At 67.0% G+C, this 13,635-nt stretch carries 12 protein-coding genes and 1 pseudogene; 7 read left to right on the top strand and 6 right to left on the bottom strand.

Features of this window, described 5'->3' with window-relative positions; genetic code table 11:
- Window positions 1-251 precede the first annotated feature (251 nt).
- Entirely contained in the window at window positions 252-1,088 is an 837-nt protein-coding gene (locus FDA38_RS12015) for an alpha/beta fold hydrolase (protein WP_137253905.1), read from the bottom strand.
- Between the two features lie 61 nt (window positions 1,089-1,149).
- A complete protein-coding gene (locus FDA38_RS12010; RefSeq protein ID WP_233714637.1) occupies window positions 1,150-2,088 on the bottom strand; it encodes a hypothetical protein in 939 nt (312 codons plus the stop codon).
- Here FDA38_RS12010 and FDA38_RS43655 point away from each other — a divergent pair.
- Both FDA38_RS43655 and FDA38_RS43015 read left to right on the top strand, forming a co-directional pair.
- Window positions 1,971-3,560, top strand: a pseudogene (locus FDA38_RS43655) (PASTA domain-containing protein); the annotation flags it as partial. The gene FDA38_RS12010 and the pseudogene FDA38_RS43655 sit on opposite strands and share 118 nt — an antisense overlap.
- A gap of 313 nt (window positions 3,561-3,873) precedes the next feature.
- Complete coding sequence (locus FDA38_RS43015; protein WP_233714635.1) at window positions 3,874-4,464, top strand: hypothetical protein; 591 nt, start codon at window positions 3,874-3,876, stop codon at window positions 4,462-4,464.
- 8 nt (window positions 4,465-4,472) lie between these two features.
- Here the strand turns inward: FDA38_RS43015 and FDA38_RS11995 are convergent, their stop codons facing one another.
- On the bottom strand, window positions 4,473-4,904 hold the full coding sequence (locus FDA38_RS11995; RefSeq protein ID WP_170989658.1) for a MarR family winged helix-turn-helix transcriptional regulator: 432 nt from the start codon (window positions 4,902-4,904) through the stop codon (window positions 4,473-4,475).
- A gap of 102 nt (window positions 4,905-5,006) precedes the next feature.
- Between FDA38_RS11995 and FDA38_RS11990 the strand changes: the two genes are divergently transcribed.
- From FDA38_RS11990 to FDA38_RS11975, 3 genes are all read left to right on the top strand, one after another.
- A complete protein-coding gene (locus FDA38_RS11990; protein ID WP_137253901.1) occupies window positions 5,007-5,450 on the top strand; it encodes an OsmC family peroxiredoxin in 444 nt (147 codons plus the stop codon).
- 724 nt (window positions 5,451-6,174) lie between these two features.
- Complete coding sequence (locus FDA38_RS43650) at window positions 6,175-6,657, top strand: mycothiol transferase (RefSeq protein WP_137253899.1); 483 nt, start codon at window positions 6,175-6,177, stop codon at window positions 6,655-6,657.
- A gap of 1 nt (window position 6,658) precedes the next feature.
- Window positions 6,659-7,648 (top strand): phosphotransferase enzyme family protein, encoded by a 990-nt coding sequence (locus FDA38_RS11975; protein WP_137253898.1) that lies wholly within the window; start codon window positions 6,659-6,661, stop codon window positions 7,646-7,648.
- Here FDA38_RS11975 and FDA38_RS11970 read toward each other — a convergent pair.
- A complete protein-coding gene (locus FDA38_RS11970; RefSeq protein WP_137253897.1) occupies window positions 7,645-8,763 on the bottom strand; it encodes an FAD-dependent oxidoreductase in 1,119 nt (372 codons plus the stop codon). The genes FDA38_RS11975 and FDA38_RS11970 overlap by 4 nt on opposite strands.
- 90 nt (window positions 8,764-8,853) lie before the next feature.
- On the opposite strand from FDA38_RS11970, the gene FDA38_RS11965 reads away from it, so the two are divergent.
- Window positions 8,854-9,456 (top strand): TetR/AcrR family transcriptional regulator, encoded by a 603-nt coding sequence (locus FDA38_RS11965; RefSeq protein WP_137253896.1) that lies wholly within the window; start codon window positions 8,854-8,856, stop codon window positions 9,454-9,456.
- Here FDA38_RS11965 and dnaG read toward each other — a convergent pair.
- On the bottom strand, window positions 9,453-11,444 hold the full coding sequence (dnaG, locus tag FDA38_RS11960; protein ID WP_137253895.1) for a DNA primase: 1,992 nt from the start codon (window positions 11,442-11,444) through the stop codon (window positions 9,453-9,455). The two genes, FDA38_RS11965 and dnaG, sit on opposite strands and share 4 nt — an antisense overlap.
- A 40-nt stretch (window positions 11,445-11,484) precedes the next feature.
- On the opposite strand from dnaG, the gene FDA38_RS11955 reads away from it, so the two are divergent.
- A complete protein-coding gene (locus FDA38_RS11955; protein WP_137253894.1) occupies window positions 11,485-12,330 on the top strand; it encodes a TolB family protein in 846 nt (281 codons plus the stop codon).
- On the opposite strand, the gene FDA38_RS11950 is transcribed toward FDA38_RS11955, so the two are convergent.
- A complete protein-coding gene (locus FDA38_RS11950) occupies window positions 12,327-13,571 on the bottom strand; it encodes an NAD(P)/FAD-dependent oxidoreductase (RefSeq protein ID WP_137253893.1) in 1,245 nt (414 codons plus the stop codon). The genes FDA38_RS11955 and FDA38_RS11950 overlap by 4 nt on opposite strands.
- Window positions 13,572-13,635 lie beyond the last annotated feature (64 nt).

Genomic DNA, 13,635 nt, shown 5'->3' with positions numbered 1-13,635 from the left:
CGCGTGACATGACTCGTGACATGAAATCGCGTCAAACAGAGTGGATTCAGTCAGCTAGAGGTGCTCGATCCCGAACTCCGGGAGCCTGAAGTGGAGCGGTGTGGCAAGTGGCGTGGCTCTCATAATCCCTGGGTCACGGGTTCGAGTCCCGTCCGCCCTACCCCGCATCACCGCAGGTCAGAGCGCTTTCGAGCCTCTGGCCTGCGGAATGACTGCCACGCGCTTCACCAACCCTGGCCGATGTGAGGCGATCAAGAACGGGTACCTGCGAGCCAACTGATCAAGCGCTCTTCGGCCGCCGAGTGGTCCGCGATGTGGCCGCCTGGGGACCAGACCGCCTCGGCGTCAGGGATGCCCGCGACGAGCCATTCGGTGTGCTGGCGGGGAATGCCTTCGTCTTCGGTTCCGGCCATGACCTTGGTCGGAGCTTTTACCTCGTCGAGTGTGAAGCCCCAGGGGGCGGATAGCGAGATCAGGTCGTCGACGAAGCCACCCGGCCCGTTGACGATGCCCTCCCGAAACGCCTGCAGGAGCATGTCGTGCAGTTCCCCGGACACCTCGGGCAACGGGTCAGCCGCGTCGAGCCAGGCAACCAGATCGCGAAAGTCATGTTCGGCGAGCCAGGCGGCGTCGTGGGCTGCGGGCCGCTCCCATTCGCCGACCTCGGCCTCGGACATACCGGCGAAGAAGTCCAGGTCGGATGCGGCGTACTCGGCGGGGCTGAGTTCGGTTACACATCGCGTGACTCGCTCAGGCAACCGGGCAGCCACGGCGAGAGCCCGCGGACCGCCCGCCGAGATTCCGAGTACGGCGAACTCGTCGATCCCGAGCTGGTCCGCGATCAGCGCGACGTCCTCGGCGGCGTCTACGACCCGATGGCCCGGACGACGCGTCGATCGCCCGTAGCCGGGCACGTCATAGGCGATCGCGCGGACCTGATGCCGCTCGTAGAGATCGCCGATGTGCCGCACGTAGCGACTACCGGGGCAGCCGTGCATCAGGAACAACGGCCGCCCGTCACGCACACCCCACTCCGCGTACGCAATGGTTCTTCCGTCCGGTGCCGTCACAAAGTCCGTGTCCACCATCTGCTCTACCCCCACCCTGACAAATAAGACAGCTCATGCGACGGCTGATAACGACGTACCGTCACTCTCCGAACAGCAGTGGAGCGGTGCCGGGCTCGCCGGCATAGCGGAAGTAGAGCGGGTCAGCAAAGGTGGCAGGTACCTTGCCGAGGCCCTTGATGACCGTGGCGGTGCCGTTTGCGTGGCCGACGGCGTACAGGTAGCCGGACTGGGTGTCCTTGTCGATGCCGAGCAACAGCGTGCCGTACTGGCCGCATTTCTCTGCGATCAGGGCGTCGAAGGCCTGCCAGGTGGAGGCCCTGACTCTCTTCACGACCGGCTTCATCGGCGACGTCAGGGGAAGCCGGATCGTGTACAGGGCGCCGCCGTGAGTGTTGGCCAGGAAGGTGTCGTACGTCGCGGCCTGGCTGATCAGCGCCATCGTCTTGACGGCCGCGAAGCCACCCGCGGACTGCGGGTTGGTCCAGCCGAACCCGCCTTTAGAGTCCCATCGGGTCAGCGTGCCGTTTCCACGTAGCGCGTAGTGGTTGGCCAACGCGAAGGGGTTCGTGTCGTGCGGGTAGCTCGTCTCGAGGAAGGTCGCGTCAGCCCAGCCGCCACCGATCCGGAAGTTGTGCGACTGGGTCCGGTCGACCTCGCCGGCTGTCGTGAGGAAGTAGGTGCTGCTGTAGAGGCCCGAGCCGATCACCACGTGGCCGGCGTACGCACCGCCGAAACCAGGTACGACGGGATCGTTGAAGAACAGACTGCTCAACCTGGGGCGACCTTCGGGAAAGAGGGCGGTGTACCGCTGCTTCTCCTGCACCGTCGCCGGTGAGCCGGCAGTAATCACCCTGTGCGTGTGATCACCACCGGCGGTCACCGACCCCGACTCGAGCTTGCATGCCGCGGCGGCGGTCGTGTCGGCGGCCAGCGACCCGCCCGAAGTCCCGGCCAGCAGCCCGGTCACCAGCGCAGCGGCAGCTGCTATCCGCCCTGCAGTCCAGAGTCGTCTCGACATGCTGGCCCTCACTCCCCGGGCATTGCCCTTCGGGGCGCGGCAAGAAGTGCACCCCTTCCTACTTTGATACTCGCCAGGCCCGGAAAGTTACACCGCCGAGCCCAACTCGCGAACGTCACGAGCCAGCGGTGTATCACGTTGTTTTCGCGCGCGGTCCGATTGATATAGACCCGCGGAGGTCTCCCATGACTCGTCGCAGACTGCGTTTGATCACCTGGTTGGGGGCTTGTGCCGCCATGTGTGTCCTCGCGTTTCTGACGCCTGCAGCAGGCACCGCACAAGTCAGGGCCGAGTGCTGGACGAAGGCTCAGACCGCTCCGTGGACCGGCCGCGCCATGGACGTTCCTGACGTACTCGGAAAGCAGGTCGGGTCAGCCGCCCAGCGCCTCGACACCGCCGGCCTGCCCTGCTTGGTCATGAACCACGCACCTGGCGAGGTCGATCCGAAGGCGGTTCTGGTTGCCAAGCAGGACCTCCTCAGCTCGCCGGATCCAGACGGCTCAGTCCCAGTCGTCGGCCTCTGGCTCGGTGTCGTCCTCCCTGACCTGACCGGCGAAACGCTCGCCGCAGCTAGGAAGGCTCTATCCCAGCTCGGACTCGTCGCGCAGCCGTCGCCGGCCAAGGCATCTGAGGGTTGGGCGGTGGTCAAACAAGACCCGGCTGCTGATGCGTACGCCGTCTTCGGGGACGCGGTCGTGCTCAACATCGAGGAGCCTGTCCAACCAATCCCGGTCCCGGACCTCGTCGGGCACACCGAAGATGAGGCGAAGGATCTCGTCGAGGCGGCAAAGCTCGTCTACGATCCGCGGATCATCAAAGTCGGCGCACGGCCCGGACGAGTTGTCAGCCAGCAGCCCCGCGCTCGTGAACTCGTCGCCGCAGGCACTTCGGTGACGGCGGACATCGTGCGTGAGCCCAAGGTCCAACTGGTCGCGGTACCTGCTGTCGTCGGTCTCGACGAGACGACAGCTCGCGCGGCGATCGAGACAGTAGGGCTGGTGTTCGACCCCAGGATCGTCAAGGACGGATCTGGGGCAGGAAAGGTTGTTTCGCAGTCGCCGACGAACGGCCGCCGAGTGCTCGTCCGTACGGCGATCACCGTCGACATCGAGCGCAGCTCCGGCGAGCCGGTGCACGCGCGCACGACCGTACCGGACGTCATCGGTGAGCCTGAGCCTGCTGCGCGGAGCGCCATAGTGCAGGCTCGGCTCAAGCTTCAGTCCCGGATCGTCCGACCCGGAACAGCCGTCGCGGGCACCGTCCTCAACCAGCGTCCGTTGGCGGGAACCGAGGTCGATGTCGGGAGTGTGGTCACAGTCGACCTCACCCGTGAGGTGGAGCCGCGACTGGTGGCGGTCCCGGACCTGGTCGACCGTAGCGAGGACGAGGCCCGGACAAGGGTCGAACAGCTTGAACTGATCTTCGATCTGGTCGGCGAGAGCCGTCCGGCAACTCTCTCGCGGCATGTTGTGCGACAGGTGCCACCGGCCGGGCAACTGGTGCCGGCAGGAACCACGGTGACGGTAGAACTGGCGGCCGACGACGTGGCGCAGGTGCCCTGGTGGCTGGGTCCGCTACTTGTGGCCGGCGTCTTCGCGGCCTGGACCGCCAGACGTCTTCAGCAACGACACCGCGACAGGGGCCCTCGGCAACCAAGCATCCATGCCGGTGGACAGCCACTGACTCGGGTAGAAGCGCGAATCGAGGAAACCGGGCCAGCGCACCGAGTGCGCCTGAGACCCGGCCTTGACCGCGGCAGACAGTACATCCAGGAGGACGAGACAGATGAGCGACACTGGCGGACACATCACTGTTGTCTCGCACCTGAGTGGTTCGAACGAGGACGCCACGCACGAGCTCACCAAGCTGATCGAGACCAGCGGTGTGCTCAACGAGGTACCCCGGCTGAGCATGTCAGCGCACCTGCTGAGCGGTCCTGTGGCCGGGGCGATCGCGCATACGCTCGAGCAGAATCTCGGCGACCCTATCCTTTGGGCGTGGCAGACCCATCGGGCACTGACAACTGCAGCGAAGGCCACTCTGACCGGAGCCGGGCCGCCCGAATACGTCAGCTTGGCCAGCCACAAGATCACCTCGGTGCACCATCCACAAGTCGAACTGATCGTCGATGAGACGCCTGCGATGACCATCACTTTCGATCTGAACCTGCTGTTCCGGCTCGAGGCGCTCCTACTGACAGTTCAGCGCGGGTACCTGATCGGACTGAGTCCGGCCGGATGCCACGCCGAAGCGACGTTCGGAGCGCACGGCATGGAGGTCAGTCGCTCTGAGGACTACAGGCTCCCGAAGCTGGTCGAGGTACGGAACGGACTCCCTCTCCTGCCGGCCGCCGCCTACGCGATTGCCACGCAGTGACGCTTCGGTCAGTCGTTGTCGAGGTGGTCGGCTAGTTGGTGGAGGGTGGATTGGAGGCGGCGGACTTGGGCTTCGGTTAGGCCTAGGGACTCGCCTAGGTGGCATTGGGCCTCGCGGAAGACCGGCTTGAGAGCCTCGCCGGCGGGGGTTAGGGCGACGGTTACTGAGCGGGCGTCGGTTGGGGAGCGGTCGAGGGTCATTAGGCCGCGGTCGGCTAGACGGCGTAGTAGCGGGGTGAGGGTGCCGTGGTCCAGGCGGGTGGCTCGGGCTATGGCGCCGATGGGGCTGGGGCCTAGGCGGGTGAGGGTGACCAGGACGAGGTACTGGGGGTAGGTCAGGCCGTGCGGCTCTAGGACCGGGCGGTACAGGGCGGTGACCGTGCGGGAGAGCGAGTACAGGTCGAAGCAGAGCAGGTCGTCGAGGACCCTCGTCTCGGTCATGGCTCGCTCCTGTGGTCGGGGTCTCACCCGGTGGGGACTTGACGGCAGCATATCTTGTGCACAAGTATCTTGTACACAAGATAACTTCTGAAGGAGATTGCGATGCCTACTCGTACTGCGCGGACCGCTTGGAACGGCACTCTGGAGCAGGGCTCGGGGCAGGTGGAGCTGAGCAGCTCGAAGGTTGGGACGTACGACGTTTCGTTCCCGAAGCGCGCTGCTGATGATGCGGGCGGTACCACCAGCCCGGAGGAACTCATCGCAGCTGCCCACACCGCTTGCTATGCGATGTCGTTGAGTGCGGAGATTGCTGGGCGGGGCGGGAAGCCGCTGTCGCATGAGGTGAAGGCTGACGTGACGCTCGGACCGGATCAGGCGAATGGTGGCTTCAAGCTGACCGGCATCAAGCTGACGGTTCGTGCTGAGGTCGATGGTCTGGATGAGGCCGGGTTCGCGGAGGCGGCGCAGGCGGCTAAGGCGAACTGCCCGATCAGCAAGGCGCTGGCCGGCGTCGACATCACGCTGGATGCAGCACTCGAGAGCTGAACCCTAAACACACAGAAGGCACTGCCCGGGGAACCCATGGTCCCCGGGCAGTGCTGATTCTGCGCGAGGTGGGCGACGTGGGCGTGGCGTACGCGGTGCTGGCGTCGGCTGGAGCTCGCGTGGTGCGGTGCTGGCGTGCGCGGGAGCTGGCGCGGCGCGGTGTCGGCGTGCGCCGGGCCTGGCGTGCGCGAGAGCTCACGTGGTGCGGTGCTGGCGTGCGCGGGAGCTGGCGCGGCGCGGTGTCGGCGTGCGCCGGGCCTGGCATGTGCAGGAGCTCACGTGGTTGCGATGTCGGCGTGTCTGGGAGCTGGTGTGCGCGGGAGCTGGCGCGGAGCGGGTCGGCGTGCGCCGGGGCTGGCCTGCGCAGGAGCTCGCGTGGTGCGGTGCCGGCGTGCCTGAGAGCCGGCGTGCCTGAGAGCCGGCGTGCCTGAGAGCTGGCGTGCGTAGGCGCTGACGTGGTGCGTGATGGCTTGCGCGGGAGCTGGCACGGAGCGGTGTCGGCGGACGCGCGAGCTGGTGTGGGCTGGAGCTGAGCTGGTGTGGACTTGAGGCCTGCGATGGGTCGGGGGCGGGCGTTGGGGCCGTGGGTTGGTGGGTGGGTGGGGCGGATTGGTTGGGTGGTGTGGACGGGTGGTGCGGGAGGGTGGGGGTGGCTTGTGGAGGAGGGGTTTTGGACTGGAGAGGGTTGCCGGTGGGTGAGTGTTTGCGTGGGGGTGAGGTGGAGATGTTGCAGTTTGCGTTGGATCGGGTGCGGAGGCAGTTTGGTTGGAAGACGGGTGGGCTTGGGGCGGAGGAGTTGCGGCGGCGGCATGCGCCGTCGGCGATGACGTTGGCGGGGCTCGCGAAGCACATGGCGTTTGTGGAGGATGGGTTTGCGGCTCGGGCGGCGGGGCGGGGGTTGGGGGCGCCGTGGGATGGGCGGGGGTGGGTTGAGAATGATCGGTGGGGTTGGGAGTCGGCGGTTAGTGATTCGCCGGAGGAGCTTTACGGGCTTTGGTATGGGGCTGCTGCGCGGTCGCGGGCTGCGTGGCAGGAGCTATCTGCGGATGGTGGGCTTGATGTGGTGATTGCAGATCCGGATCCTCGGTGGTCGTGCAATCGGCGGCGGATTCTTGTTGATCTGCTTGAGGAGTATTTGAAGCACACCGGGCATGCGGACGTGTTGCGTGAGGCGGTTGATGGTGTGACGGGGAACGATCCTGATTGAGGTGGAGAGGGTCGTCGAGGCGTTGGGGGCGTCGTACGGCGTGCGTGCTGTTGAGGTGACGGAGATCCTCGCGGGTACGGCGACCAGCAACTATCGCGTCGTCGACGAGGGTGGGCGGCGGTGGTTTGCGAAGGTGTATCGCGGGGAGGTCGGGCGGGAGCGGGCGGCTATCGGGCTCGCTGAGTTTGCGATGCAGGGTGGCGTGCCGGTGGCTGAGGTGCGGCGGACGCTTGATGGTCGTGTGATCGACGAGCGGGTGCCGATGTCGTTGTGGGAGTTCGTCGATGGGGAGACGGCGGAGGGTGGGCTGGTCGGGGCGAGGTGGGCGGCGGTCGGGGGTGTGTTGGGGAGGCTGCATCGGCGGTTGGCGGAGCATCCGGCGGCGGCTCCGACGGTGCGTGCAGGCGTTGGAGTGCGGGGGGTTGTGCGGTCGCGGCGGCAGTTCGATCGGGTGATTGACGACTACGCGAGTCGGGCGGTGCGCAGCCCGTTCGAGAGTTGGGCGTTGGAGGCCGCCAGGGAACGGCGTGCGTTGCTGGGGAGGGCGCAGGCCGTTCTGGATGAGTTGCCCGACCTGACGGTGCAGGTGGTGCACGGGGATTTGGCGGCGCCGAACTTGATGATGTGCGGGGACGAGGTTGCAGCTGTCATTGACTTCCAGCCGCCAGGTCCACGCTTCATGGCGTGGGAGATCGCGCGGATCGGGTGCGACCCGCGGACGCTGATGCTCGGCGATGGGTGGGTTGACGGATTGGGTGAGCTGCTGGCTGCTTATCGCGAGGAGCACCCAGCGGCGCGCCCTGACGATCTGGTGTCCACGGTCGCCGTCGGATGTGCCTACACGCTGGGCTCGACGTTTCCGTTGGCCGAGCCGCAGGAAGCGGTCACGCCGTCGCTCGAGCTCTACGCTCGCGCACGGCACGAGACCGCGCTGATGATGCTCGAACGGCTCGACGAAGTGCAGGAGACCTTGCGCGAGTCACTGAGCTAAACGGGGATTGAGATGTGGAAGAGGCGCTCGGCGTTGTGTAGCGACTCGGTGACCACGGCTTGGGCATTGGGGATCATGTCCTGCTGGTAGGACGCGAGGTCCTCGCCGGAGGTCAGCGCGCGGGCCAGTCTTGCGGCGTCCCAGAGGGCGGTGTTGGCGCCGGCTCCGGCGGCAGGGGTCATGGGGTGGATGGCGTCGCCTAGGAGGGTTAGGTGGTTTGAGGACCAGGAGGGGACTTCGATGCAGGTTCGCAGGGTGATGGGGAAGGCGGCGGTCGGGTCGGCGGCGGCGACCAGGGTGCGGATTGATGGGTGCCAGTTGGTCACCGAGCGGGTGACGATTGACCAGAGGTCGGCGGCGGGCATGGTGAAGAGTTCGTCGTCGGAGGCGCCTAGTACTTCGTTTGTGCCGGTTAGAACTGCCATCAGGTAGTCGCCGTACTCGGCTGGGGGCTCGCGGAAGATTACTGGGCCGAAGGCCAGGCCGGTGCCGGCGCCGTTGCTGGCGAAGCAGAAGCCGCGGAGGAAGGGCGGTGGTGCAACCTCGCGGACGTTTGTTGTCAGGGGCACCTTTCCGTAGATGCAGCGGACGCCGATGTCGAGTACGTCTTGTTCTGGTAGGAGCTGCGCGCGGACCCGCGAGCCGACGCCGTCGGCGCCGACGAGGACGTCGGCGAACGTGGACGTGCCGTCTGTGAAGGCGAGCTGCACGCCTCCGGAGGTCTCGGCGTACGAGTCGAACTGTTTGCCGAATTCGAGTACGTCGTCCAGGCCGGTCATCAGCGCGCGGCGGAAGGCGTAGCGGTCCACTGACGTCACCGCGTCCGGACCGGCTACCGGGAACTCCTGCTCGAACTGCACCTGGAGCTGGGAGTCGAAGCCGGCGACCAGATCGCCTGGTTGTGTCGCGGTCGCGATGACTCGACGGCGCACAAAGTCGGGGAGGACTGCGGCTAGGGCCTCCTCCCCTACCGGGCTGATGTGGATGCGGTAGCCCTGGTTGCGGTGGCGGGGTGAGGGGTCGCGCTCGAAGACCTTTACGTCGACGCCTGCCTTCTGCAGACCTTGCGCCAGAGCCAGCCCGCCGATCCCGGCGCCCACGATCGCTACCTTCATCGTCGTCTCCAATCATCCGTGCATCAAACTCTATCATCCGTGTGGTTGATTAAGTTAGCACGGCGGATGGCTGTCCGCTAGGATGATTTCGTGCGGAGATCACCGGGACCCGACGAGCGGCAGCGGGACGCCGAGCGCACCAGGCAGCAGTTGCTGGATGCGGCGGTGATCGAGTTCGGCGCGCACGGGTTCGGTGGTGCGCGGGTGAGCGAGATCGCTGCTAGGGCAGGCGTGAACAAGCAGCTGATCTCGTACTACTTCGGCGGCAAAGAAGGGCTCTATAAAGCAGTCGCCGACCGGTGGCGGGCGGGCGAGCCGGATATTGCCGCGGACGCGGAATCACTTGGTGAGGTGGTCGCGGCCTACGCTCGTACGTCGATCGCCCAGCCTGATTTGCTGCGCTTACTCGTGCGTGAGGCTGTCGATCGGGACACCAGCGCGCTGGATCCGGAGGGGCAGCGGGCCAGGTTCCAGAGCATGCTCGACGATTTCCGGCAGCGGCAGACTGATGGCGAACTGGCGGCCAACCTCGATGCGGCGTACACGGGGCTCGCGCTGTTCGGGCTGGCTGCGGCGCCGGTGGTGTTTCCGCAGATCGCGAGGGCGCTTGGTCTTGATCCGGACAGTGAGGAGTTCGCGGCGAAGTACGCCGAGGAGACGGCGCGGCTCGTGGAGCACCTGAAGGAGGACTAGATCGCGCCGGAGATTGCTCGGTTGCGGAGTTCGGCTTTGTAGGCCTCTAGGGCGATGAGTTCGCCGAACATTCGGTTGTACTCGTCTGGGCGGTCGATCGGGTTCGTGCGTTGGAGCTTGGATTTCAGGTCTTGGATGCGGCGGGCGCAGGTCAGTTCCTGCAAGCGGGCCAGCAACGCTTGGGCGTACTGCTCGTCGGGCTCGCGGCCGAGGCGTAGCGGGTCGACGGCGAGTGCGCCGACGACTGCGGCGGCCGGATCGTTGCCGATGGCATCGCGTACGGCGACCACCCAGGCCTCGGCGGCGGGTGCAGCGGCGGGGCCGCCTGCCTTTGCCATTGCGGTGCGGATCGCCGCTAGCCAGGGGTGGGTGAAGTCGTGGTCGTCGAGTTCGTCGAAGGCGACGCCGACCAGGTTGGGGTGCTGCATCGCGACCTTCAGGGCGTCCCACTCGATCACGTACCGCTGGTCACGCGGTGAGGGCACGTCTGCGCGGCGAGGCTGCTGCGGCGCACCAACCGGCTGCCCATGCTGGACGGCAGCCGCGCCCCCAGTCTGGTCAGAGCCCGGCCGCCCAGGCTGGCCGGAACCAGGCTGGCCGGAACCAGGCTGTCCAGAACCCGGCCGCCCGGACTGCCCAGGAGCTGCCCCCTGCCGAGCGGCAGCGCGATAAACCTCCGAGCGCACCTGGTCCTCATCCATCCCCAGATGCCCGGCGAGTTCCCGCGTGAAGGCGTCCACCTTCGACCGGTCGCGAATGCTGATCACCAGCCGCGCCGCATCCCGCAGCGCATCGACCCGCGTGTCCGCCCGATCCAGGTCGTACTTCGACAACACGTTCCCCAGCACGAACCGATACAGCGGCACCCGCCGTCCGATCAGCTCGCGGACCGCCGCATCGCCCTTCTCCAGCCGCAGATCGCACGGATCGAGACCGTCCGGCTCGACCGCGACGTACGTCTGCGCCGCAAACGCCTGGTCCCCCGCGAACGCCTTCAACGCCGCCCGCTGCCCCGCCTCGTCCCCGTCGAAGGTGAAGATCACCTCGCCACGGAACTGATCGTGATCCAGCAGCAACTGCCGCAGCACGCGCGCGTGATCGTCGCCGAACGCCGTACCGCAGGTCGCGACCGCGGTCTGCACCCCGGCCAGATGACAAGCCATAACGTCGGTATAACCCTCGACGACGACAGCCTGCCGACCCTTGGCGATCTCCCGCCGCGCAAGATCCACGCCGTACAGGACCTTCGACTTCTTGTAGATAGGCGTCTCAGGCGTGTTCAGATACTTCGCTTCGATGCGGTCGTCGTCGAACAGCCGCCGCGCGCCGAACCCGATCACGTCCGACGACGCGTCCCGGATCGGCCACATCAGCCGGCCGCGGAACCGGTCGTACAGCCCGCGCTGCCCATCAGCGGACAGCCCCGACGCGACCAGCTCGGCGTTCGTGAAGCCCCGCCCGCGCAGGTGGTTCGTCAGTACGTCGCCACCCCGCGGCGAGAACCCCACGCCGAAGTGAACAGCGGCATCCTTGTCGAACCCGCGCTTGTCCAGGAACTGCCGACCCGGCGCCGCCTCGGCCGCACCGAACAGCTGGTCGACGTAGAACTCGGCCGCGACCTTGTGCGCCTCGACCAACCGCGGCCGCTGGTTCCCCGGACCGCGCGGCACCGGCGCACCGGAGTCCTCGTACCGCAGCTGGATCCCGACCTTCGAGGCCAGCGTCTCGACCGCCTCGGAGAACGTGATCTGGTCGATCTTCTGGATGAAGTCGATGACGTCGCCGCCCTCTTGGCAGCCGAAGCAGTAGAAGAAGCCGCGGGAGGGGGTGACGTTGAACGACGGCGACTTCTCGTCGTGGAACGGGCACAGCCCTTTCAGGTTGCCGCCGCCGGCGTTCTTCAAGGTCACATACGAACCCACAACGTCGTCGATCCGGGCCCGCTCGCGCACCAGCGCGATGTCCTCTTCCTTGATCCGGCCAGCCACCCCGTGAGTCTAGCTGGACCGATCACATAGGTTTGCGGGTATGCCACGAACTCTTCGCCCTGGTCAGCGGTCCGAGTTGTACGTCGTCGATGTCACCAGCGGCGAGCACCGTCTGGTGTTCAGCTCGTCGGACATCCTCTTCGAGGCGCCGAACTGGACACCGGACGACGTTCTGATCGTCAACGGCAACGGCCGCCTGTTCCGGGTGAACGACGGGCTCGAGGAGATCGAGCTCGGCGGAGTGCCGGACATCAACAACGACCACGTGGTCAGCCCGGACGGGCAGACGGTCTACGTGTCCGCGGACGACGGCCACCTGTACGCCGTACCGATCGAGGGCGGGCCCGGACGCCGGGTGACGAACGATCGCGGCCCGGGCTTCCACCACTACCTGCACGGCGTCTCGCCGGACGGGAAGACGTTGGCGTACATCGGGCTCGAGAACCGGGACGGCCAGCGGATCACCAACGTCTGGACGATTCCTAGCGCCGGCGGCGCCGACGTCCAGGTGACGGACGACGAGTTCGCCGACGACGGCTCGGAGTACAGCCCGGGCGGCAAGTGGATCTACTTCAACTCGGAGCGGGCAGGCCAGGCGCAGCTGTTCCGGATCGCGGTCGGCAGCGGTGAGGTCGAGCAGTTGACAGACGACGAGCGCGTCAACTGGTTCCCGCACCCCGCGCCGGACGGCTCGGCGATCGCGTACGTGAGCTTCCCGCCCGGCACCGAGGGGCATCCCGCCGACATCGGCGACGTAAGACTGCGTCTGCTGACCAACGACGGCGTCCGCGAACTGACGACGCTGTTCGGCGGCCAGGGCACGATGAACGTCCCGAGCTGGTCGCCGAACAGCACGCAGTTCGCCTACGTCACCTACCCGATCTAGACGTCGGACAGCTCGATCGAGGTGTCGGCGAGGCGGGCCGGGTCGACCGCCTTGCCGGAGCGGATCAGCTCGCGGACCGCGTCGAGTCCGGTGTCCCACAGGTTGACGTGCATGCCGGCCAGGACGTGGTGGTCGTCGTCGAGCCAGAAGACCATGTAGGCGCCGGACTTCGGGTCGCCACGGAACACGACCTGGTACGACGTGCCGCGCGGGATGTCGCCGGCGTACTCCATGCCGAGGTCGAACTGGTCGGTGAAGAAGTACGGGATCGAGTCGTACGCCACGTCCTCGCCGAGCATCGCCTTCGCCGCCGCCTTGCCGCTGTCCTTCGCGTTCTGCCAGTGCTCGACGCGGACCGGGCGGCCGTACTGCGGGTGCTCCCAGCGGGCCACGTCACCGGCGGCGTACACGTCGGCCGCCGACGTCCGCAGGTCTGCGCCGGTCACGATGCCGGAGCCGTTGTCCGGCGTCGCGACCTCGATGCCGGCCTCCTCGGCGAGCTCAGTGTTCGGGCGCACGCCGACGCCGACGACCACCAGGTCCGCCGGGAGCACCTCGCCGCCGGCCAGACGGACACCGGTCACCTTGTCGGTCCCCTCGAAGCCCTCGACCCCGATCCCGAACCGGAACTGCACGCCGTGCTGCCGTTGGAAGTCGGCGAACACCTCGCCGACCTCTTCGCCCATCACGGACGCCAGCGCAGTGGACTGCGGCTCGACGACCGTCACCTCACTCCCCCGCTCGCGCGCGGCCGACGCCGCCTCCAGCCCGATCCAGCCCGCGCCGACGACGACAACGCGCGGCTTCGCGGCGTACGCGTCGGTCAGCGCCTGCGACTCCTCGGCCGTCCGCAGGTAGTGCACACCCGGCAGATCGCCACCCGGTACGTCGAGAGTCCGGACCCGGCTGCCCGTCGAGATGAGCAGCTTGCCGTACGACACCTGTGAGCCGTCGTCGAGCGTGACGGTGTGCGCGGCCGGGTCGATCGCGGTGACCGTGGTCCCCAGGCGCAGGTCGATCTTGTTGTCGTCGTACCACTGCTGATCGTGCAGCTGCGCGGATTCGGTCCCCTTCTTGGCGAGCAGCACGTCCTTCGACAGCGGAGGTCGCTCGTACGGCAGGGACTGCTCGCTGCCGATCAGGACCACACCACCGGTCCAGCCTTCCGTCCGAAGGGCCTCGGCGGCGGTCGCTCCCGCGAGACTCGCACCGACGATGACGATCTGCTCTGCATCAGCCATAAGAGGACCTTAGTCCTCGGCGAACCCTTGCCGCGCGCGACAACGATGACTAATTTGTCGAGGA

The sequence above is a fragment of the Kribbella jiaozuonensis genome (assembly GCF_005233875.1).
Lineage (GTDB): Bacteria > Actinomycetota > Actinomycetes > Propionibacteriales > Kribbellaceae > Kribbella > Kribbella jiaozuonensis.
This window is presented reverse-complemented; position numbering and strand designations above follow the sequence as displayed.

Bases quoted from the DNA above. Each gene is read 5' to 3' on its own strand.
- FDA38_RS12015 (WP_137253905.1), bottom strand. From the start codon at position 1,088: ATGGTGGACACGGACTTTGTGACGGCACCGGACGGAAGAACCATTGCG.
- FDA38_RS12010 (WP_233714637.1), bottom strand. From the start codon at position 2,088: ATGTCGAGACGACTCTGGACTGCAGGGCGGATAGCAGCTGCCGCTGCG.
- FDA38_RS43015 (WP_233714635.1), top strand. From the start codon at position 3,874: ATGAGCGACACTGGCGGACACATCACTGTTGTCTCGCACCTGAGTGGT.
- FDA38_RS11995 (WP_170989658.1), bottom strand. From the start codon at position 4,904: ATGACCGAGACGAGGGTCCTCGACGACCTGCTCTGCTTCGACCTGTAC.
- FDA38_RS11990 (WP_137253901.1), top strand. From the start codon at position 5,007: ATGCCTACTCGTACTGCGCGGACCGCTTGGAACGGCACTCTGGAGCAG.
- FDA38_RS43650 (WP_137253899.1), top strand. From the start codon at position 6,175: ATGTTGCAGTTTGCGTTGGATCGGGTGCGGAGGCAGTTTGGTTGGAAG.
- FDA38_RS11970 (WP_137253897.1), bottom strand. From the start codon at position 8,763: ATGAAGGTAGCGATCGTGGGCGCCGGGATCGGCGGGCTGGCTCTGGCG.
- FDA38_RS11955 (WP_137253894.1), top strand. From the start codon at position 11,485: ATGCCACGAACTCTTCGCCCTGGTCAGCGGTCCGAGTTGTACGTCGTC.
- FDA38_RS11950 (WP_137253893.1), bottom strand. From the start codon at position 13,571: ATGGCTGATGCAGAGCAGATCGTCATCGTCGGTGCGAGTCTCGCGGGA.